Origin of the sequence: Shewanella sp. S23-S33 (assembly GCF_043359565.1) — a bacterium.
GTDB lineage: Bacteria > Pseudomonadota > Gammaproteobacteria > Enterobacterales > Shewanellaceae > Shewanella > Shewanella oncorhynchi.
The window spans coordinates 1-21,213 of the sequence record NZ_JBHFFD010000036.1; the positions used below are offsets into that span (position 1 = coordinate 1).

The 21,213-nt window shown below is 45.9% G+C and carries 16 protein-coding genes; 3 read left to right on the forward strand and 13 right to left on the reverse strand.

Annotated elements, in window-relative coordinates; all coding sequences use genetic code 11:
* Nucleotides 1–539: 539 nt before the first annotated feature.
* The gene (gmhB, locus tag ACHA99_RS09720; RefSeq protein WP_105252161.1) at nucleotides 540–1,088 is read right to left on the reverse strand and encodes a D-glycero-beta-D-manno-heptose 1,7-bisphosphate 7-phosphatase; all 549 of its coding nucleotides are present in this window, start codon (nucleotides 1,086–1,088) and stop codon (nucleotides 540–542) included.
* A gap of 467 nt (nucleotides 1,089–1,555) precedes the next feature.
* Here gmhB and ACHA99_RS09725 point away from each other — a divergent pair, with 467 nt between their 5' ends.
* Complete coding sequence (locus tag ACHA99_RS09725) at nucleotides 1,556–2,227, forward strand: GntR family transcriptional regulator (protein ID WP_028760950.1); 672 nt, start codon at nucleotides 1,556–1,558, stop codon at nucleotides 2,225–2,227.
* A gap of 91 nt (nucleotides 2,228–2,318) precedes the next feature.
* The gene (locus ACHA99_RS09730; protein WP_028760951.1) at nucleotides 2,319–3,386 is read left to right on the forward strand and encodes a ketoacyl-ACP synthase III; all 1,068 of its coding nucleotides are present in this window, start codon (nucleotides 2,319–2,321) and stop codon (nucleotides 3,384–3,386) included.
* Between the two features lie 87 nt (nucleotides 3,387–3,473).
* On the opposite strand, the gene ACHA99_RS09735 is transcribed toward ACHA99_RS09730, so the two are convergent.
* The 12 genes from ACHA99_RS09735 to ACHA99_RS09790 form a co-directional block, all read right to left on the reverse strand.
* Complete coding sequence (locus ACHA99_RS09735) at nucleotides 3,474–4,067, reverse strand: lecithin retinol acyltransferase family protein (protein ID WP_393942446.1); 594 nt, start codon at nucleotides 4,065–4,067, stop codon at nucleotides 3,474–3,476.
* A 203-nt stretch (nucleotides 4,068–4,270) separates the two neighbouring features.
* Nucleotides 4,271–4,957 carry an exonuclease domain-containing protein gene (locus tag ACHA99_RS09740; RefSeq protein ID WP_393942448.1) on the reverse strand — a complete coding sequence of 229 codons (687 nt, stop codon included), beginning with the start codon at nucleotides 4,955–4,957 and terminating at the stop codon, nucleotides 4,271–4,273.
* A 1-nt stretch (nucleotide 4,958) separates the two neighbouring features.
* Nucleotides 4,959–6,806, reverse strand: coding sequence for a DUF294 nucleotidyltransferase-like domain-containing protein (locus ACHA99_RS09745; RefSeq protein ID WP_393942450.1), 1,848 nt, complete (start codon nucleotides 6,804–6,806; stop codon nucleotides 4,959–4,961).
* Between the two features lie 200 nt (nucleotides 6,807–7,006).
* The gene (locus ACHA99_RS09750) at nucleotides 7,007–8,743 is read right to left on the reverse strand and encodes a sodium:solute symporter family protein (protein WP_393942452.1); all 1,737 of its coding nucleotides are present in this window, start codon (nucleotides 8,741–8,743) and stop codon (nucleotides 7,007–7,009) included.
* Nucleotides 8,744–8,754: 11 nt separating this feature from the next.
* Complete coding sequence (locus ACHA99_RS09755; RefSeq protein ID WP_006082142.1) at nucleotides 8,755–9,021, reverse strand: DUF4212 domain-containing protein; 267 nt, start codon at nucleotides 9,019–9,021, stop codon at nucleotides 8,755–8,757.
* A 629-nt stretch (nucleotides 9,022–9,650) separates the two neighbouring features.
* Nucleotides 9,651–10,271: a thiol:disulfide interchange protein DsbA/DsbL gene (locus tag ACHA99_RS09760; protein ID WP_198572822.1), complete on the reverse strand. Its 621-nt coding sequence runs from the start codon at nucleotides 10,269–10,271 to the stop codon at nucleotides 9,651–9,653.
* A gap of 121 nt (nucleotides 10,272–10,392) precedes the next feature.
* Entirely contained in the window at nucleotides 10,393–11,256 is an 864-nt protein-coding gene (locus ACHA99_RS09765; protein ID WP_198572821.1) for an NAD(P)-binding domain-containing protein, read from the reverse strand.
* Nucleotides 11,257–11,312: 56 nt separating this feature from the next.
* Complete coding sequence (locus ACHA99_RS09770) at nucleotides 11,313–12,515, reverse strand: HD domain-containing phosphohydrolase (RefSeq protein ID WP_219251475.1); 1,203 nt, start codon at nucleotides 12,513–12,515, stop codon at nucleotides 11,313–11,315.
* Between the two features lie 222 nt (nucleotides 12,516–12,737).
* Nucleotides 12,738–13,223, reverse strand: a complete 486-nt coding sequence (locus tag ACHA99_RS09775; protein WP_131523553.1) for a DUF2919 domain-containing protein — start codon at nucleotides 13,221–13,223, stop codon at nucleotides 12,738–12,740.
* Nucleotides 13,224–13,470: 247 nt separating this feature from the next.
* Entirely contained in the window at nucleotides 13,471–15,528 is a 2,058-nt protein-coding gene (ligA, locus tag ACHA99_RS09780) for an NAD-dependent DNA ligase LigA (protein ID WP_393942456.1), read from the reverse strand.
* A gap of 103 nt (nucleotides 15,529–15,631) precedes the next feature.
* A complete protein-coding gene (gene zipA / locus ACHA99_RS09785; protein WP_393942458.1) occupies nucleotides 15,632–16,705 on the reverse strand; it encodes a cell division protein ZipA in 1,074 nt (357 codons plus the stop codon).
* A 23-nt stretch (nucleotides 16,706–16,728) separates the two neighbouring features.
* Nucleotides 16,729–20,145: a chromosome segregation protein SMC gene (locus ACHA99_RS09790; protein ID WP_393942460.1), complete on the reverse strand. Its 3,417-nt coding sequence runs from the start codon at nucleotides 20,143–20,145 to the stop codon at nucleotides 16,729–16,731.
* 197 nt (nucleotides 20,146–20,342) lie between these two features.
* Between ACHA99_RS09790 and cysZ the strand changes: the two genes are divergently transcribed.
* Nucleotides 20,343–21,122, forward strand: coding sequence for a sulfate transporter CysZ (gene cysZ / locus ACHA99_RS09795; protein WP_263178560.1), 780 nt, complete (start codon nucleotides 20,343–20,345; stop codon nucleotides 21,120–21,122).
* The last annotated feature ends 91 nt before the right edge of the window (nucleotides 21,123–21,213 follow it).

Consider the following 21,213-nt stretch of genomic DNA (forward strand, 5'->3'; position numbering starts at 1 on the left):
CTGTTTTGATTCGCTTTGCTCACTAAGAAGCATCGCGTTTCAATTCATACATTACTGTATGTACATATTACTATGAACACTCAATCATGCTTCCCGTTAAGGAGAATGACTTGAAAACATTGATTTAAATTTTTGACTGCCAACCCGAAGGTTAAGCAGTTTCGATTAACTCAACACCTGTGAGTGTCCACACAGATTTGCTTGATAAATTGTTAAAGAGCATGGTTATCAGCTTATTCAGCGTTTAACCCTTGACCCCGCTGGGTCACTGGATGCGCATTATAGGGATGTCAGATTTTACCGCAACCCCTTTGGCGCGAATAATTACGAAAAACGATTCAAGCGCACACTTTTTGAACTAAAAGTGTGTTTTAACGCCAATATTATCGAATCTATGCTGAATTAAGGGCAAAGATGAGATTAATCCAGCGCTAGAAATGACAAGAGCAACAACCCACGCTACTGGCTACTGTGATAGTAGCTACTTGAGATGAACTTATAAGCAAATGTTTATCTGCTTATAAGTAATAGCGTAGCGACTAGCCTAGGCTTTTTAAGTAAGACGGCACATCGGCAATACTGTCGAGTACCACAGTGGCATCACTGTCATCAGCAATAACCTTACCACTGCGCACTAATATACGAGTTGTCACGCCCGCCGCTTTCGCAGCCTGCATATCTTCGGCTTTGTCGCCAACCATGACTGAGTGCGCTAAGTCGATTTTTAAGAATTGCGCCGCATCATTAAGCATACCCGGCTTAGGTTTGCGGCAATCACAATCGACCTTATATTCCCCTATGCCTTTCTCGGCATGATGCGGGCAATAGTAAATACCATCGAGCTCCACCCCTTTATCGGCAAAGTTCCAATCCATCCACTCCGTTAAGCTGTGGAATTGGTCTTCAGTGTACATCCCACGGGCAATACCAGATTGATTAGTAACAACAACTAACTTGTAGCCCATTTCCTTTAAAGAGAGACAAGATTCAAACACACCGTCAATATATTCGAAGTCATCCACTAGGTGGACATAACCATGGTCTTTGTTAATCACACCATCACGGTCTAAAAATACTGCTCGACTCACTGTAATACTCCCAAATCGCCTAAGGCGTTATCGCACTATTATTCCATTCATTATCAGAAATTGCACCGCGAAGTTATGCTTTTAGCGCTAAATTGCGCGTTAGTGATATTTCGTGGCTGTACAGGCAAATCTCTATGCACAGCTTGTGTCTATGCGAGATAGCAATTGTCCTACCCAATCAGAGTACAAAAAATCCAGCAGTGAAATGTGTAATTGCACTGTTTTAATCAAAATACTCAATCGAAGAAGCTGAACAGCGTTTTTACAAATAATTGCCACCGCTGCCATCGAAGCCGCTCGCAAGGAATACGCTTCAAATTGTAAGAGAAAACCACAAAAAACCCCGTCTTTTGGGCATTGTTAGTCTCTTAGGTGCTGCACTCAATCAAGCATTTCCCTTTATTTGTGGTGTTTTTAACGGTAATCTTGGGCAAATAACGAGAAAATACCCGAAATAGACGGAAATAATGAGTCGAACTACGCCTATCGTCCACAAAACCCGCACCCAGTTAGTTGTGGAAGTGCTCAGAGAGAGAATTCTTTCAGGTGACATAGCCGCAGGAGAACCCCTCAGACAAAGTGCCTTAGCTGAAGCGTTAAATGTCAGCCGTATTCCGGTAAGAGAAGCATTATTGCAACTCGAAGCCGAAGGACTCGTTAAGTTTGAGCCCCATAAAGGTGCGACTGCGACAGTTTTATCCGTCGAACAAGTCACCGAACTCTTTGAATTACGTGCAATGATCGAAACCGATCTGCTTGCGAAAGCGATCCCACGACTTCAAGAGGCTGATTTAGAAAAAGCAGAACGTGTACTCGAGCAATTGGAGTCGGCCTTCAAACATGAAGATGCCGTCGCCAGTTGGAGCGAGTTGAATACGCAATTTCACACTTGCTTATATCAGGCGGCTAATCGCCCACACACCCTTGAGGTTGTTCACGGCCTCAATACTAATTGTGATAGATACATTCGTTTGCAGTTATTGCTCGCGGGGGGAATTCCTGCCGCAGAGCATGAGCACAGGGCTTTGCTCAACCACTGCAAACTGAGAGAAACAGAAAAAGCGACGGCGCTACTGCGTCATCATATTCTGCATGCCGCAATGACAATTCGAGATCTCGTCGCCAAACAGGTGGTCTAGATCACGGACGGCCATTAGAGTTGCCGATAAGCTTTGTTGTCGATTCAAGGCAGCGCTCAGGTTCTGCCTTTTTTATTTGAGAGAAACCACCATGCAGTACGCCACTATCACTGGTTGGGGCAAATGTGTTCCACCAGCCACGCTGACCAACGATGATCTTGCGACCTTTATCGAGACATCCGACGAATGGATTAAATCTCGCACAGGGATCAGCCAGCGCCATATCAGTCATGTAAATACCTCTGAACTTGCTTCAGTTGCAGCACAACGTGCGCTCGCAGCAGCAGGTATTGATGGCAGTGAAATCGACATGATCATTCTTGCCAGTGCCAGCCCAGATACTTTGATCCCAAATATTGCATCTACTGTACAAGCTAATATTGGCGCCAGTTGTGCCGCATTCGATATCAATGCTGCCTGCAGTGGCTTCTTATATGGATTAGGTTTAGCCAGCTCACAAATCAAGAGTGGCCAAAGCAAGAAAGTATTAGTCATTGGTGCTGAACGTTTATCTTTCTATTTAGATTGGTCACGCCGCGAAACCGCAGTACTATTTGGTGATGGTGCAGGTGCCGTTGTGGTTGAAGCGACAGATGTTGCCGGTGGCGTGCTCGGTTATGAGCTAAATAACGATCCTGAAGGTCGTGATATTCTGAAAGCGGGCTTTGGCACGGCGATGGACAGATTCTCTGCCGACTCATTGGACTTTTTCATTGAATTCGATGGCCAAGAAATCTTCAAGCGTGCGATTAACGGAATGAATAAATTGAGCACTAAAGTGCTTGAAAAATGTGGTGTTGATAAGGATGAAGTGGATCTCGTGATCCCGCATCAAGCCAACGAACGTATTATTGATACCTTAGTTAGCCGAATGAAAATCCCGAAAGAAAAAGCCTTCGTGAACATCGCTAATTATGGCAATACCTCGGCGGCGACGATTCCAATTGCGATTTGTGATGCGTTAGAACAAGGCATTATCAAGCCGAATCAAACCATACTCTCTTGTGCCTTTGGCGCTGGCTTAACCTCTGCCGCACTCTTGCTGCAATGGGGAAATCGCGTCACACCTATCAATATCAGTGATGCCGAGTTACCGCCTTGCGATAAAACAGGCATAGAGTTAGTCAAACGCGCTGTAGATTATTTTTGTAAGCCGTAAACGGTTTCTGCAAAACGATTACATAGTGTTTCACTAAAACAAAAAGCCATCTTAATCGATGGCTTTTTTAGTATATGACTACAGAACTTATTCATTCAGCTTGCTAATGATCATCTCATCCCAATAGATAGCTTGATTAAAATGTTCGGCGAGTTTTTGATTTAACTCGTTAAAGCCTTTAATCACGCCTTCGCTGCCACTAATACAAGACCAGACAAATCGATGGCAATTATTGTCGAATAAATCATACTCCCGATACTGATAAATCGCCTGTTCAGCGCGGGGCAACACAGAGTCGGCAATAAGAGACTGATGTTGGTGATTACAGGCAAGATAGATTTGGCTACCGGTCCGTCCCGCTAAAAAACGCTTTACCGATACAGCCCGCACCAGCCCTGAGCCATGTAACTCTACGAGGCAATCATCACCAAGCCAAATGCCAGTATGCTCAATCACACCAAAAACATAACAACAGACGATACTGCCTGGGATTGGCGCAACTTGTTTTAATCCCTCTTGCCATTGACTCGGCGGTGCCACCATAGCGCGATTGGCAACGGGGTACTTAGGGGCCTTACCGAGTAATCTGTCACGCTCAAGTTGCTGACGCTTCTCGCGCTCATCGGCCAGCAAAACCGCACCGATTACGGCACCACCCACCCAAAGTAAAGGTAACGGCATCATATTCTCCTACCCACTCAACTTAGTAGAGTGAAGTACAAGTTGGTTGGATTGCCAAATCAACGGCAGGTTGAATTTGAACAGAGGATTAAATGTCAACTGAGTTTAGCTTGTCAGTGATTAACCTAAGATGAAATCAAAGTGAAACCAATCCATCTCAAATGGATTCACTCACCACAAAGAGTGATTTCTGTTAGCACTGACTAAGTCGATTTTTGCAGTAACTCAGCCACAGTAAGCTTTGCCGTACCGCCCATAGCAGCCATTTGCGCAAGTAATAATTCCCCACAAGCTAAGGCATCGGTCAGCGCGCTATGGGCCGTATAAATGGGTAAACCGTAACGCTCGCGACAAGCGCCAAGGCGCAAACTCCCCTCTTTAATCACTGAGTGCTCCCGTAGTAAACGGTGCTTTTCAACCATTAAAGTATCGATTGCAGGTAAAACAAGGGCTTGATGATAAATCGTCAATAAATCCTGCTGTAAAAAACGACAATCTAAAGGGGCATGATGTGCCACCAGCACGCGTCCATAGGTTTGATTGATAAACCAGCCCATGGCTTCCTCAATGGTGACGGCTTGTACCAAATGATTATCAAGAATGCCGTGGATCGTCGCACTTTGGCCTACACTACCGCGAATTTGCACTAACTTTTGCTCGGCGCGTGCCAACGGGATCTCACCGCGCTCAATCGGCACCAATCCAATGCTGAGAATTTGATCTTGCTGTGGATTGAGCCCTGTCATCTCCAAATCCATCGCCGTTAACGGCGCTTCGGATAACGGCATTGCCAGTAGAGGCAACAGCGACTGATAATAGCCTTTAAATAAATGGTGTTGGCAACGCAGCGCCCGCCAATTGAGCTGAGTTTTCAGCAACAATGTATTCATATCAAAAGCTTCGCATAAATTTCATCTTCATCCCCGCCTGCGCCTCATGTACGACTTTAAAAGCGTCACGTAACTGATGACGAACCAGCGAAGATAAATGCCCAGGCAGCAAATAATTACTCACCTCTACCCCTTGATTATGTTGATAACCTTGGTTCGATAACCGCATATGGGCGATAAACTCGTGGGCATCAGCCAAATTGAGCGCATCTTGTCGATTGAGAATATTCGCATCCATCAAGGCACGAATACGTTTTGCAGTATTCACTTCTTTAATGCCCGCAGACAAGGCATAAACACGGGCAATATCGTTAATCAAAGCATTACCTTTATGCTTCAAATCTATGCCTTTAACTTCGCTACCATCCCGCTCGAGTACAAATTTGCGGAAAAATCCAAGCGGCGGTGACTCCAGCAGCGAATTGCCAGTCATACCCGCGAGGAAAATATCGTTATCGCGGGTTTGAGCTAAGACTTTATCCTGTAAGGCATCAAAAAGGGTTTGTGGACCGTAAACCGATCGCATATCGAAGAAGATGCTGGCGTGCATTAACGCCTTAGGCTCAGGCGTTATGACCCATTTTTCAAATACCTGTTGCCACTGTTTGAGTGACATCCGCCATTGGGGATTTTGCGCCATAATATTGCCGGGACAAAATTCATAACCGCATTGGTCAAGCCCTGCGCACACGGCATGGGTTAAGGCATCAAAATAACCTTTAGCAAAATCATCCATCTCTTCTGCGACTAACAAGCCATTATCTTGATCTGAACACGCAGCCTGATCTTGTCGTCCCTGCGAGCCAAATGCCAACCAGCAAAAGGCCATGGGCGGTTCACCGAGTAATTGCTGATTGAGCACAATTAATCGCCGCGTCAGCGCATCGGTGACAGAGGTTAACACTCGGCCAATTTCTTCAGCTCTAGCATCGGCACTAATAAGATTTTGCAGCAATAGGGGAATTTGCTTACTGACACCAATTAAACTGGCAAGATCCTGCTGCCGTTCAATCTCACCAATCAACAGTAGCGGTTGTGAGCCCTGCCCGCGCAAGATGTCAGTACTGGTCACCATACCGATAGCTTTATCTTGATCGATAATAGGTAAGTGATGAATGTTATGCTCACTCATCAGCAGCATGGCTTCAAAAATCAATGCATTGGAGGAAATCGAGATAGGTGAAACCGTCATGGCTTGATGCACAGCAACGTTGCCATCAAGCCCTGCAGCTAACACGCGATTACGCAAATCCTTATCGGTTAAGATGCCAACCAATTTATGATTATCCGTCACCAATAAGGACGATACTCGGCGATTTCGCATCAAGAGTGCCGCCTGAGTCACGCTAGCTTGGGCATCAATAACGATGGGAGTGGAAGACATCAAGGTACTTATCCGACTTGTGGTCGTCAGATCCTTTGCCTTAAAGCGAGCCTCATGGCGTAAACGCTTTGCGAAAGCGCGGGTAAAAAACTTATCGAAGTGACGACTCTCACTCCTAAGGCTATCAAACAAGGCTTGGGGCAGATGATAAACTAGACCGTCTTCAAGAATAGCGACTTTATTAACGACTTTTTCCCCTGATAACAAAGTAGAAAAGCCAAAAAACTCACCCTCGCCCACTCTATCCACCAACACGCCGTCAGGATCGCGCACCTCAAAGGCGCCGCTACGCACCATATACAACTTAGGCGAATTCGCGTCGAAATTAACATAACCAGAGGCTTTGCTGTAATACCCAACAGTAACAGCCTTAGCGCAGCGCACGACTACATCCTCAGGCAGAGCATCAAAGGGCACAAGTCCCTGTAGAAATTGCACTACGGGTTGTAACTCACTGGCATTCATAGACAACACCTTCTTTAGGCGAATTTTTACTGAGATGTCATCACTATAGCCTGCATTGTCGCTACGCTACATTCGACTAAAGTCAGCCGCAAGCATAATAAAGTGACTCCCCACAGAGTCATAAAGGCAGGCCAAAAGAGGCAATAAAAAAGAGCGCCGAAGCGCTCTCTTGTGTTGATACTCACCATTACGCAGTAAGGTTAGTGGCCGCTTGCTTCACCCGAACCTTTAGGGAAACGAATCGATTCAACCATCTCCTGAACATGCAGTGGTGTTGCCGCAGTGACTCGACTCACTATCGCTGCTACACCGAAGTTCACCAGCATGCCTACCATACCAATACCTTCTGGTGAAATACCGAGGAACCAGTTAGCAGCTATGTTAGCCGTTGGATCAACAAACTTGAAGTAGATGATATAACCAGCAGTAAACAGTAGACCCGTTAACATACCGGCAATCGCACCTTCTTTATTCATTGTCTTAGAGAAAATACCCATAACAATGGCAGGGAACAGTGAGGAAGCCGCTAATCCGAAGGCGAATGCCACCACTGCCGCCACGAAACCAGGAGGGTTCACCCCAAAGTAACCCGCAATCACGATGCCAATACCTGCCGCCAAGCGAGCATATAGCAGCTCTTTTTTATCGGAAAGGTTAGGCATTAAATTCTTTTTCAATAGGTCGTGTGAAACCGACGTTGAAATCACCAATAGCAAGCCTGCAGATGTTGATAACGCTGCTGCTAAACCACCCGCCGCCACAAGGGCGATAACCCAAGCTGGTAAATTAGCGATTTCTGGCGTAGCAAGTACGATAATATCGTTATCAATCTTCATTTCATTTTTGCTAGCGGGATCTTCAATCTTACCTGACGAATAGTAAATTTTACCGTCGCCATTTTTGTCATCCCACTTAATCAAACCGGTTTTTTCCCAGTTCTTAATCCATTCTGGTGCAGACTCATAAGCCACACCTTTAGAATCGGGACCGTTAATAGTTTCAATCATGTTCACGCGGGAGAACGCTGCTAACGCAGGCACTGTGGTGTACATAATCGCAATAAAAACAAGCGACCATCCTGCAGTGATACGTGCATCCTTCACTTTAGGTACAGTGAAGAAACGTACGATAACATGGGGTAAACCCGCAGTACCCACCATCAAGGCACCCGTAATACAGAACACATCTATCATGCTCTTAGAACCGTCGGTGTAAGGTGCAAAGCCAAGCTCAACCGAAACGTTATTGAGTTTTTCTAACAAATACACACCGCTATTATTGCCTGCGGCATCCAGTAACTCAGCACCAAAACCAATTTGCGGTACTAAGTGGCCTGTCATCATCACTGAAAGGAAAATAGCCGGAACCATAAAAGCGAAAATCAGTACGCAGTATTGGGCAACCTGAGTGTAGGTAATCCCTTTCATACCACCGAGTACCGCGTAGAAGAACACAACCGCCATACCGATATATACGCCCGTATCCACATCCACTTCAAGGAAACGCGAGAACACAACACCCACGCCACGCATTTGCCCTGCAATATACGTAAAGCAAATAAAGATAGCGCAGATAACCGCGACTGTGCGTGCCGCCTGTGAGTAATAACGCTCACCGACGAAATCTGGCACAGTAAACTTACCAAATTTACGTAAATACGGTGCCATACAAAGGGCAAGCAATACGTAACCGCCCGTCCAGCCCATCAAGTACACACTACCATCGTAACCGACGAAAGACACAATACCCGCTAACGAAATAAATGACGCCGCTGACATCCAATCTGCCGCCGTTGCCATACCGTTCACCACAGGGTGAACACCGCCGCCAGCAACATAGAACTCTTTGGTTGAACCCGCACGGGTCCAGATTGCAATCCCAATGTAGAGCGCAAATGAGAGCCCTACGATAATATATGTGAGTGTTTGAACATCCATCTCAAAGCTCCTTAGTCTTCTTGTACGTTATATTTTTTATCTAAGGCGTTGGCTTTTGCCGCGTAGACAAAGATAAGCGCAACGAATACATACATAGATCCCTGTTGTGCAAACCAGAAACCTAATTTGAATCCCATGAAATGGACTTCATTGAGTACATCAACCAATAAAATGCCGCATCCAAAAGAAACTGCCGCCCAAATGGCTAATAAGCTCAGTACGAGACGAATATTCTCGCGCCAATAACCCTTTGCCTTGTCGTTGTTTTCAAAACCCATAGTGACTCCCCTGTGCTGTTTTAATTTTAAGTCATGTTTAATCTAGCAACAGCTGGTGTGAGCACAATCACGACTTTCGTCTAACCCGTGATTCAAAACACTGTCCGAAAATAGCGAATAGAAACAAATTCAATGAGTTAACAATGGCATTACATTTCGATACGGTTTTAACTTTTTTAACAGGTTAGACCAATGTCGAACAAGAATGAGTGGGATGTGAATGGAGAAAGAAGATTTGCAACCAATAAATAGAAATAACTTATTGTCTGAACTAGGGAAATTAGAAATTTAAATGACCTTTAATACGGCTCTAGACTGGTTAAAAATCAGATAATTGAGATTTTTAGCCTAGATTATTGAGAGTTTTAATCATGAGTTTCTCAATTAATTAGAGACGTTTCATTTCATCAAACCTAGGTCAGGTCAATTGCTTACCGTTTCATTTCCTCATGTTATTTCGTCAAAATGTTAGGGTTTGACTCACTGCCTCCTTGCAGGTTTACAACAAAAAATAACCCAGCCTATGCTGGGTTACTCAATCTACCTTGAGGAAACGTGACTAAGCGTTACTCGCAACAAGCGGCTTTCATCGCATGATACATCGCGTGCCGTCCGTCTATAAAATGCCGTTACTTCGCAGCTAAAAACCTCACTAACGCCGCCAATTCTTCTGCGGTATGTGCGGTTGAGGTCAGCATATAACGGCCATTAACCAGTAATGACGGTACCCCCTTGATCCCAGCAAGCTCAGCTTGAGAGTCATAATTCATTAGGGTAAATTTAGCATCGACGGAATTCATCGCGGCATCGACATCATCCGCCTTAGCGCCTTGGGCAAGGAAAAAGGCTTTTACTTGCTCAAGGGTGGTAAATTGCTCACCTTTCTCATGAATTTGCTTAAAAATGGCACCATGGGTTTGCTTAGTCATCTTTAATTTTTGCGCCATATAATAGGCAAACTGGCTCAATTCCCAAGCGGGACGACCTGCACCAACGGGGGTACGCTCAAAGGCCACATCTTTGCCAAGCAGCTTTACTGTCGACTCGATGAGCGGTTCTTGCTTATAACAATGTGTGCAGTTATAAGAAAAAAACTCCCGCAGCACTGGCTTTTGTGCTTCGGTAATGCCCGCCACAGTGACGTAATCCTTGCCTTCTTCGAAACTTGCAGCCTGCAGGGCAAAGCTGGCACTCAGCATTAATCCGCACGCAAATACTGCTATAGGTCGAACTCGATTAAACACGCTCATGATATTGTCTCTTTTTATTCGTCATTTGTTTAAATAAGGATTACACATTTGCTCAAGCAAATTTGGAACTCAAAGATAACCTAAAAGTTCAACTTTTACCTTTTACAGTAATGAACCTTTCTCAACATGCCGCTAGCATATCCAGCGGCGAAACATACTGATATCGAAAGCCTAAATCCGTGACAATCGCGTCAGCTTGGATGACTTTACTCGGCATAGATTGTTGATTAAATTCTGGCGCGACTAAACCTAGAGATTCAGCAGCAGCTTGATAAAACTCAGCTTTAGTCGGATGTGAAGGTGCGCAAAGATTATAAATCGGCGCCACTGATAATCCAGAATGAGTTGCCGCGAGAATTGCGCTAACGGCGCGCACACAGTCACTAAGATGGACTAAATTTACCGCGACATTCGCTCCACTCACATCGGTTTTTCCAGCAAGAAAACGCCCAGGATGACGTTTAGGACCGACGAGTCCAGCAAAACGAACGATACAGGTATGGGGCAATGCTTGAAATAAAGCTTCAGCATCTAACAGCACTTGGCTATCGCTTGATTCTGCCATCGCATCGGCTTCTGTCATCAATTTATCTTGGGTCGGATATACGCCCGTAGTGCTGATAAACACAATCCGCTGATATTGCCAGCCTTGAGTTAATGCGATGAGTTGTTGTAATTCTTCAAGATAAGCGGCATTACCACGCTTTAATCGGGGAGGAATATTGACCACCAGATAATCAGTCTGAAATAAACCGCTCAACGCCTGAGCATCGGGGGCAGATGATGCTTCGTGGCCCAATTGCAGCGGATAGGCTTCAATCCCGACTTCAGTTAATACCGATAATTCTTCGGCACTGCGCTTACAGCCAGTGACTCGATAGCCCTCATGGACAAGTTGCTTTGCCAAAGCAAAACCAAACCATCCACAACCGACCAAAGCAACACTGGATTTTACTGCGCTGTTTTCTGCTTTTACATTCGCCATATTAGCCCTAAGGGAATCACATCAGCGGATAGAATACGGAACTTAGCGCATAAGATTCAAGTTTGTAGCGAACTAAAATAAAAACTAATCCCTTTATCGACTTGTAAGGTACGAATCGCCCCCTCGGACAACTCTTCCGCCTTGATGGCTTTTTGTACTGTCACGCCTTCATTACTTAAAAAACGCAGCGATGGCTCACTGCCATCCTCTTTGCAGGCCCACACTTGGGGTTGACTCACTTCTTTGGTGGTCATGATCACTTTCGCAATACTGTCATCGGAGAGCTTTACTATGGTTCCTGGTGGGTAGATGCCAAGAATTTTAACCAACACAGAAATCAGTGATTCTGAATGTTTACTCGCACGGTTTTTAAACAAATAACCTAATGCTACTTGAGGAGATGTCACTTGCTGACCACTGAGCTGTTGATCGTAGTCATTTGCCAAACTCACGATCTGCGTAATGATAGGGATTTTATGACCCGTCAATCCGTCAGGAAATCCTGAACCATCAACAAACTCATGGTGGTGTAAAATGACATTCAGCACTTCTTTAGGGAATAATCCGGAACGATTCAGCATGTCAAAGCCAAAATTAGGGTGCATTTGCAAATAGCTTGCTTCGTGTGTAGTCAAAGAGCCTCGCTTACGGCGAATAACATCAGGTACCTTAAGTTTACCAATGTCATGTAACAAACTACCAAGAGCAATATCACGCAGCTCTCTTGGAGTTAAATCCAGCGCATGACCTATCATCATTGCCAGCACAGCCACAGAGACGCCATGTTGGGTCACACTGACATCATTATCATCCATTCCAACTAATGTTAGGAACGGTGTTTCAACTTCCTGTAGATGGCTGAGTAAGTCTTCGACCAGTGCCGCCGATAAACGATAGGCGCCTTCAGGATCGCTGACTATTTTACCAAACACACTACGGCAGTTATTCACATTCATTAAAAAACGCTTCTGACTCAAACGCATCGCCTTACGGGTATCAGCCTTAAGATCACGCTCGGGTTCAACTGCTATCTCATCTTCGATGTCATCTTCTTCAACAATATCCAGTTCGGCATTCAATTCAGATAACAAAAAAACATAGGGGACGCCTAAGCCACGGATCATTTCAATTTGAGCGGCACTGCTAATATCAACACGGTTAAATAAAAAAGGATGGTTCGTCCATGACAAAGGCAACTTGACTCTCATGCCAAGTTGAATTTCTGACAGTAACAACTTTTTTTGAGGTACTTTTGCCACGCAATATGACTCCTTTCAAATGTAATGTGGATATAAACAGATGGCCTTATCTGCGTATCCAACAGGGCACATTTAAGCTAAGTACATATAACTATAGATGATTCAAAGCATTCAATGGAGAAATAAGGTAAAAATCCTTATCAAACTGAGGGATAGAACACATCGTCATGTGCCCCACCGCTCAGATCTAAATAAAGTTATTATATAACAATACGATAAAAACTAAGGCTGAAGTTCTTTAGCTTCTTCTTTTGGCCAATCACGGAGGTAATAACTGAGTCGCTTCGATTTAATAAGATAAATGCTCGACCAAAACAACATTAAAGCGTCTAAAGCAAGACTCCAATGAAACAGAAATTGGCCATGGATTAACCGCTGACCCAACAAGACGCCATCAATAATCAACAGCAACCACAACCCCCATTTTAAATGCACAAAAATCGGTCTTAACCATTGGGGCGAACGTCGACGTTCAGCTATCACCACAAGATAAATCAAAACCGCGCCAAGTCCCGCCCCGAGTGCTAACAAAAAATCTGACTTTTCAGGGTAAAAAATCCGCACTAACTCAGAACGGTCACCCATCTGAGTCAGCGAGGCGATAAAAATACACCAACCACGCGCGAGATAAGCCAAAAGCGCATATAAAAAGATGGGCGGTTTAATGTGGCCTTTATCATCGAGCCAAGTGATGTGACTAAAATTCAAATAGGTTTCCAATCAGCAAAATCTAAAACAGCATATCAAGGAGATGGTGCCAATCGCGGTTAATTCAATAGCCAAAGCAGATAATCTTTCCGCACCTTGATTATTTTCAGACAAAAAATAGCGCCTTGGGCCAGGCGCTATTTAATATCTGCTATTCGGCGGTATTCCCCCCTCGATACAAGGCTGCAGCCGTTACAGCCGGCATTGAATCAACATCAAGCCAACGCCCTCTCTGAAATGACGCCAATCAAGCGTTCGCGGCGAGAAGGGCTAACAACGCGTCTTCATCCATCACTTTAACACCAAGCTCCTGCGCTTTAGCCAGTTTTGAACCTGCCGCCTCACCAGCCACTAAACAATCGGTATTTTTGGAGACACTGCCTGCCACTTTCGCCCCCAGCGCCTGCAACTGCGCCTTAGCATCATTACGATTGAGCTGATTTAAGGTGCCTGTCAATACCCAAGTTTGGCCTTTAAGCGGCTGTGCATCAGCACTAGAAGCTTCAATGGCGGGCCAATGCACACCAGCAGCAACTAAAGCATCAATAACTTCAAGGTTATGGGGCTGGGCAAAAAAGTGGGCCACATGCTGGGCAACTACGGCGCCAACATCTTCCACTTCGGTTAACTGCTCCACACTTGCCACCCGCAGCGCATCTAAACTGCCGAAGTGCGCCGCCAGGTTTGCTGCCGTCGCCTCGCCCACTTCGCGAATACCTAAGCCATATAAAAAACGCGCGAGAGTGGTGGTTTTGGCTGCTTCAATCGCGGCAGCTAAATTGGTTGCCGACTTCATCCCCATGCGGTCAAGCATAGTCATCATGGAAGCGGTGAGCTTAAACAGATCCGCAGGACTTTGAACTAACTCTTTATCAATCAATTGCTCAACGACTTTGTCGCCCATACCATCGATATCTAAAGCCTTGCGGGATGCAAAATGCTTAATCGCTTCTTTACGCTGCGCTTCGCAGAATAAACCACCGCTACAGCGAGCCACAGCCTCACCTTCTAGGCGCTCGACTAAACTGCCACACACAGGGCAATTATGCGGAAATACAATGTCTGTCGCCGTTTCAGGGCGTCTTTCGGGCACTATGGCAACAATTTGTGGGATCACATCGCCAGCGCGGCGGATGATCACAGTGTCACCGACTTTAATGCCTAAGCGGGCAATTTCATCGGCATTGTGCAGCGTCGCATTTGATACAGTGACGCCGCCAACAAACACTGGCTTTAAGCGTGCTACTGGCGTGACAGCACCTGTGCGGCCCACTTGAAAATCAACGCCTTCAAGTTGGGTCATTTCTTCCTGTGCGGGGAACTTATAAGCAATCGCCCAGCGGGGTGATTTAGCCACAAAGCCTAAACGTTGCTGCTGGGCAATGTCGTTAACTTTCATCACGACGCCATCGATTTCAAAGGCTAAATCACCGCGACGGCTGAGAATATCTTTGTAGTAGTCATAGACTTGGCTTAGTTCAGCGCAGACTTTAATTTCGCTACTTACGGGTAAACCCCACGATTTAAGCTGCTGTAACTGCTCGAAATGGGTTTTAGCTAACGGATGGGAATCCGGCTCCACCACACCGAGCGCATAGGCATAAAAAGCCAATGAACGGGCAGCAGTAATTTTACTGTCAAGTTGTCGCAAGCTACCGGCTGCTGCGTTACGCGGATTCACGAAGAGTTTTTCATCTTTGGCGCGCGCCCTGTCATTCAAAGCTTCAAAAGCGGCTTTTGGCATAAAAGCCTCGCCGCGTACTTCAACGAGTTCAGGGAAATCATTACCACGCAATTTAAGCGGGATCGATTTAATGGTTTTAACATTTTCAGTGATGTCTTCACCCACTGAACCATCGCCGCGCGTCGCTGCACGCTCAAGCACACCATGGCGATACAAGATACTCACGGCAAGGCCATCAAGTTTAGGCTCACAACAAAAGCTCACATCACCCACTTTATCGGTGACACGCTTATGGAAAGCACTGAAATCCGCCTCATCGAAGGCATTATCTAAACTCAACATAGGCTTAAGGTGCGTGATTTGATCAAACTTAGCCAGTGCCAATCCACCCACCCTTTGAGTCGGTGAATCAGCGACAATCAAATGGGGATACAAGGCTTCTAACTTGAGTAAACGCTGCATCAACCTGTCGTACTCAGAATCGGTAATGCTCGGAGCATCGTCCACATAGTAACGAATGTTGTGCTCGTTCAGCGATTGGCTGAGCGCCTGCATCACCTGCGATGCGTTTTCTGGGGTGACGTCTTTAGACAGAAGTGTATCGAGTTGAATGTCTTGCATATTCTTTATCCAGAATTCTTTAGATCACAAAAAGTAGATCACAAAAAATGAGGCCGCAATAGCGGCCTCATCAATTTATTAACCGCCAAATTGCGGCGTCGGCTTAAGCGTTAGCGCGAATGCGGTGTAAATAATCTTGCTTAGTGAACTCACCCCAAGGTTGGCGTTGTCCGTCAAGCACGACCGCATCGATATCATCCGCAAGTTGACGCGCCGAGTTAAGCATAATCGAAAAGTTCATTAGGGCGTCACCGTAACAAGGCAAAGTCATGAAAAACACCACACCTTGGGTACTGAACTGCTCCATATTATCCGGATCAAACACGCCAGGCTTTAGCATATTCGCTATCGAGAACAATACTTTACCATTGCCAGCATTATCCACATGGCGATGGAAAATATTCATATCGCCATATTTAAAATTCAAAGTTAAGAAACAAGGTAACAATTCGGCGCCGTTAAGCTGTAGGCCATCTTTAGCGACCACGTGTAATACCAGTACGTCGCGTGGTTCACCTAACTCATCTTCAGCGGCTTGTTCGGCAACCTCTTCTTGATAGCTATCTTCTTTATATTCATTTTCGTCAAACAAGGCCGTTTGCTGCGGAACTGCACTACGTAACGCATGTTCCTGCTCAGCCGCTTTTTGCGCGACGATAGCCGCATGGGATTGACCCATTGGCGGAGTTTGCGTGCTCGCTTGAGTGTTCAAGACGGGCTCTTGACGCGAGACTTTCGGGCCACGGTGTTGATCTTTTGCCACGGGTGGCTGCAAGCTAAAATCAGGCTGAGCTGTCACAGGCTCGTGTTTAGGGCCAACTTTCAACTCTGGTTTAAATTCTGTTGATTTAAACTCTTGTGGTTTAAATTCAGGCTTAGGTTCTAGCTTTACTTCCTGCTTCAAATAAGGATTGGCCGCAGGAGTTTCGTTGTTAGGTGCAAGTTCACCGGCTTTGCGCACGCGTACGGCGCCAATACCATCGGCATCAAACCCTTCTGAATCGATCCGCTTCGGACTCGGCTCACCTTTCTCAGCCTGTTTCTTATAAAAGTTGCTCATTGGGCTATCTTTCAATGATTTAGGCTGTTGTCTTCTGATAGACCAAAATCCATGCACCAGCACAGCAACTATGGCTATGGCGCCTAAAACGAACAATACTAGTTGCAAATCTTCCATTGGTTACCCTGTCTTTCTTCTAGTTATCCAGCGTCAGCCATCGCCACCGCTTGCTCTATGTCTACCGCAACTATACGAGACACACCGGGCTCGTGCATAGTCACGCCAATAAGTTGATCCGCCATTTCCATGGTTATTTTGTTATGGCTGATATAAATAAACTGTACGCTCTGTGACATTTCTTTTAGCAATCGACAGAAGCGTTCTACGTTGGCATCGTCTAATGGCGCATCCACTTCATCTAACATACAGAAGGGAGCAGGATTCAGCCTAAAAATGGCGAATACCAATGATAAAGCGGTTAAGGCTTTTTCACCACCCGAAAGAAGATGGATTGTGCTGTTCTTCTTCCCCGGTGGTTGGGCCATGATAGTCACGCCCGTTTCTAGCAAATCGTCGTCAGTTAACGCTAAATAAGCTCGGCCGCCACCGAACACTTTCGGAAATAAGCGTCCGAGATCTTCGTTGACTGAGTCAAATGTCGTCTTAAAGCGGCTTCGGGTTTCCTTATCTATTTTACGAATCGCTTCCTCTAAGGTTGCAAGCCCTTTATTTAAATCGTCATCTTGATGATCAAGATAAGATTTTCGCTCACTTTGCTGTTCAAATTCTTCGATCGCCGCAAGGTTAATAGCACCTAAACGAACAATTTTCTGCCGTATTTGATCTAAATCACTCTGCCACTTGTCTGGCATCCCCTCTGCGGGTATGTTTCCAAGGATTTCAGACAGAAGGATTTGCTGTTCCTGTAAGGCTTCCAGCTGACTATTCGCTTGGCCTTTTATTCCTTCACGACGTAACTTTAACGTGCTCAGGCTTTGAGTCAAGTCCTCAAGCTTACCAAGCTCTTGTTTTTGCTTTATTCCTATACGGTTTAATGTGTCTGTGAGCACACTTTGCTGCTGACGAACCTCTTTTAAGCCCTGTTGTTGCTCATGTTGTTGCTTTAGTAACTGCGTTAACTGCTCAGTCAGCTGCACACTATTTTGCACCCCACTCAATTGGGCAACTTTGGCAAGTTCTGTTAACACAGACTCACGAGAGTGGATGAGTTCATTGACACGCACTTGCTGTAATTCAATTTGCTCCGTGCTCACGGCCATGCGCATAGTCACGGCTTGCAAACCCGTCGCAGTGGCTGATAATTGACGTTCTACCTCAGTAATACGCCCTTTTAATGCTTGATGGCGCACACTATCGGCCTGCGTGTCTTGGATGAGTTGCCGCTGAATATCTTCACTAGCCTGCAGCGTCTCATCGAGCTCCATTTCTTGTTCTGCTAATAATTCGCATTGATCGCTTAAGCGTTCAATATCAATCAAACTCGTACTTAAAGCCGCGTCGAGTTTACTTTGCTGTTCGACGCGCGCCTTCACTTGCTCGATTAAACCACTAAGCTGCATCGACTTAGTCGCTTTGTCTAACTGCAATTGATGTAATTTTTGCGCGCCATCGGTCAGTTGCAGTCTTTGTTGCTGCAAAATAGCCGCAAGATCTGTCATCTTGTCTTGCCGAATCTGCAGGGATTGTTGCAAATCGAGGATATTTTGCGCTAACTGAGCTTGCTCTTTACTGAGTTGCACCAGTGACTGGGCGCCCTCTGTTTTCGTGATTAAAAAACCTTGTCCCAGTAGATAACCGTCGGCAGTGACAATCCGTTCATCGGATGTTAGCTGTGGCAGTAGTTCTTTCGCTGCATGGATATCCTTTGCCCACTTAAGCCCCGCTAACCAAGGGGCGAGATTCACCTTAGCCTGTAAAAATTCACTTTGGCTTGATTTTGACGCTAACGCTTGAAACCCCATTTCAGTTTCAGTGACGCCAACGGGCAAGGTCAACAAGCCATTTAGGGCGAGTTCGGCCGCGGTTTCCCAACCATTTTCAACGGTTAAACTCTGCCATAACTGCGGTTTATCACTCTGCTGTTCTTGCTTAGTCAACCACTGTTCAACCAGCTCATGGCGCGCTTTAGTCGCAGTTAATTGCTGCTGAATTTGCTCAGCGCTATGGCGGGCTTCATCTAAGGCTTGCGTACTTGCACTTACACTTTGTTCTTGCTGATGATTAATTTCATTTTGCAGTGTGAGCGCATCATCCAAAGACTCAATATCTTGCTGCAATGGTGTAATACTCGATGCGAGATCAACGTCCATTAACGCCGAAAGTTGCGCCTGCTGCTCACGACTTTGCTGCTGTTTGTGTTGCAGTAATTGCTGCTGATGCGCTAACTGGCTGCGACGCAGTTCAAGCTGCAACTTATGCTGAGAAACATCCGCTGCCTGTTGGCGCGCCACTTCGGCCTGCTGCTGACTGCGTTCTATGCTCATTTCCCATTGGGATTGCAGCTCATCCATGAGCTCTTGTTGCTCATCATGCTGTGGCCCAAGCTTGGCAAGCTCAAGCTCTAACGCGCTAAGACTCGCTTTATAGCCGTTAAGCTTATCGGTGTTTTGTTGGATCTGCTCTTTGACTTGCGCCAACTGGGTTTCGAGCTGGGCGTCGCGCTGCTTTTGATTCTGTAGCTGTTGCTCTAACTTAGCGATTTCAGTACCAGTCAGATAATAGGCTTCAACCGATCGCTGCTCTTGCTCCGCCAGTTGCGCGAGTTGCACTTGCAATTCAGTGGTTTGTAATTCATCGGTTTGCGCGAGTGACTGCGCCGCCGCTTGCTGCACTTCAATAGCACTTATCTGCTCAGATAGGCTCGCCATCTGATCTTGCAACTCTTGATAGCGCATCACAAGGAGTTCAGCATGGGTCTTACGCTCGGCCTGTTTAAGCTCACGATATTGTTTAGCAGCTTTAGCCTGCTGTGCGAGTTTATCTAACTGCTTACCGAGTTCACTGCGAATATCGCCCAAACGTTCGAGGTTTTCACGGGTATGACGAATACGGTTTTCAGTTTCGCGCCGACGCTCTTTATAGCGGGAAATCCCAGCGGCTTCCTCAATAAAGGTGCGCAAGTCTTGGGGTTTAGATTCAATCAGGCGGGAAATAGTGCCTTGCTCGATAATGGCATAGCTTCGCGGACCAAGACCTGTGCCCATAAACAAGTCGGTAATGTCTTTACGACGACACTTTTGACCATTGAGAAAATACCAAGACTCACCATCGCGACTCACCTGGCGCTTAACGGCGATTTCTTCATAACTGGCATACTGACCAGCGAGGCGACCTTCTTTGTTTTCAAAAATAAGTTCAACACCCGCCACAGACACAGGTTTTCGCGCGCTTGAACCGTTAAATATCACATCGGCCATAGAATCACCGCGTAGGTGCTTCGCCGAGCTTTCACCGAGCACCCAACGCACGGCATCGATCACGTTCGATTTACCGCAGCCATTTGGGCCAATAATGGCGGTTAATGCCTGTAAAAAAGGAATTTTCGTGGGATCGACAAACGACTTAAAGCCGGCAAGTTTTATCTGTTTTAATCTCATGGTGCCAGTTAGCGCGTCTCTGAAGTCTGGCCCGAAAATGAGCCGAGCGGTGCAAATGCATTCTGCTGGCAACTTTAACAAAGCAGGCAGCATTTTGTAACGCTTTTTATTGAATTCATGCGGCTTTTAGCTTGTCATCTGTCCATGAGTTGATCACAATCGCATATAGCTGTCGCTTAACTTTTTGGAAAAACGATATGACACAGAAAAAAAACTTGCCCTTCCCAGCCAAAAGTGGCGTTAATTATTTTCTCGATGGCTTTGGTTTAATCACACGTAAAGGCCTGCGCACTTTCGTATTTATTCCGTTAATGATTAACCTTCTGCTGTTTGCTGGCGTCATTTATGTAGCCATAGGCCAGTTAGATACGCTATTCACTTGGATGAATGCCCAGCTCCCTGAGTACTTAAGCTGGTTAAACTTTTTACTTTGGCCACTCGCCGTCACCACTATGCTGGTGATGCTTGCTTTTGTATTTAGCTCCGTCATGAACTGGCTCGCCGCCCCCTTTAATGGTCTGTTGGCTGAAAAAGTCGAGCAGCTGTTAACTGGTAAGCAGCTGAATACCGGTTCTGGTATTGATTTAATCAAAGACTTACCGCGTATCCTTGGACGTGAGTGGATCAAACTCAAATACTATCTGCCCCGCGCACTGGTATTTTTGTTATTGTTTTTAGTGCCTATGGTAGGCCAGACGCTGGCGCCGATTTTATGGTTTCTGTTCAGCGCTTGGATGATGGCGATTCAGTACTGCGATTATCCCTTCGATAACCACAAGGTCAGTTTTAAAGATATGCGCTTTGCATTGAATCAAACCCGTGGCACCAGTTTTAGCTTTGGCGCCACTGTGACGCTATTTTCGATGATCCCCATAGTCAACTTTATCGTCATGCCAGTGGCGATTTGTGGCGCGACGGCCATGTGGGTCGATAAGTATCGTGAAGCGTATCGCAACCATGCCATCGCACCCGAGTAGTAACACCAGCAGTGCTGAGTCATGGCTCAGCACTGCTCCCCAATTTTTTTAAACCCAATAATCCAATCATGTTTCGCCTCGTCAAAATCAA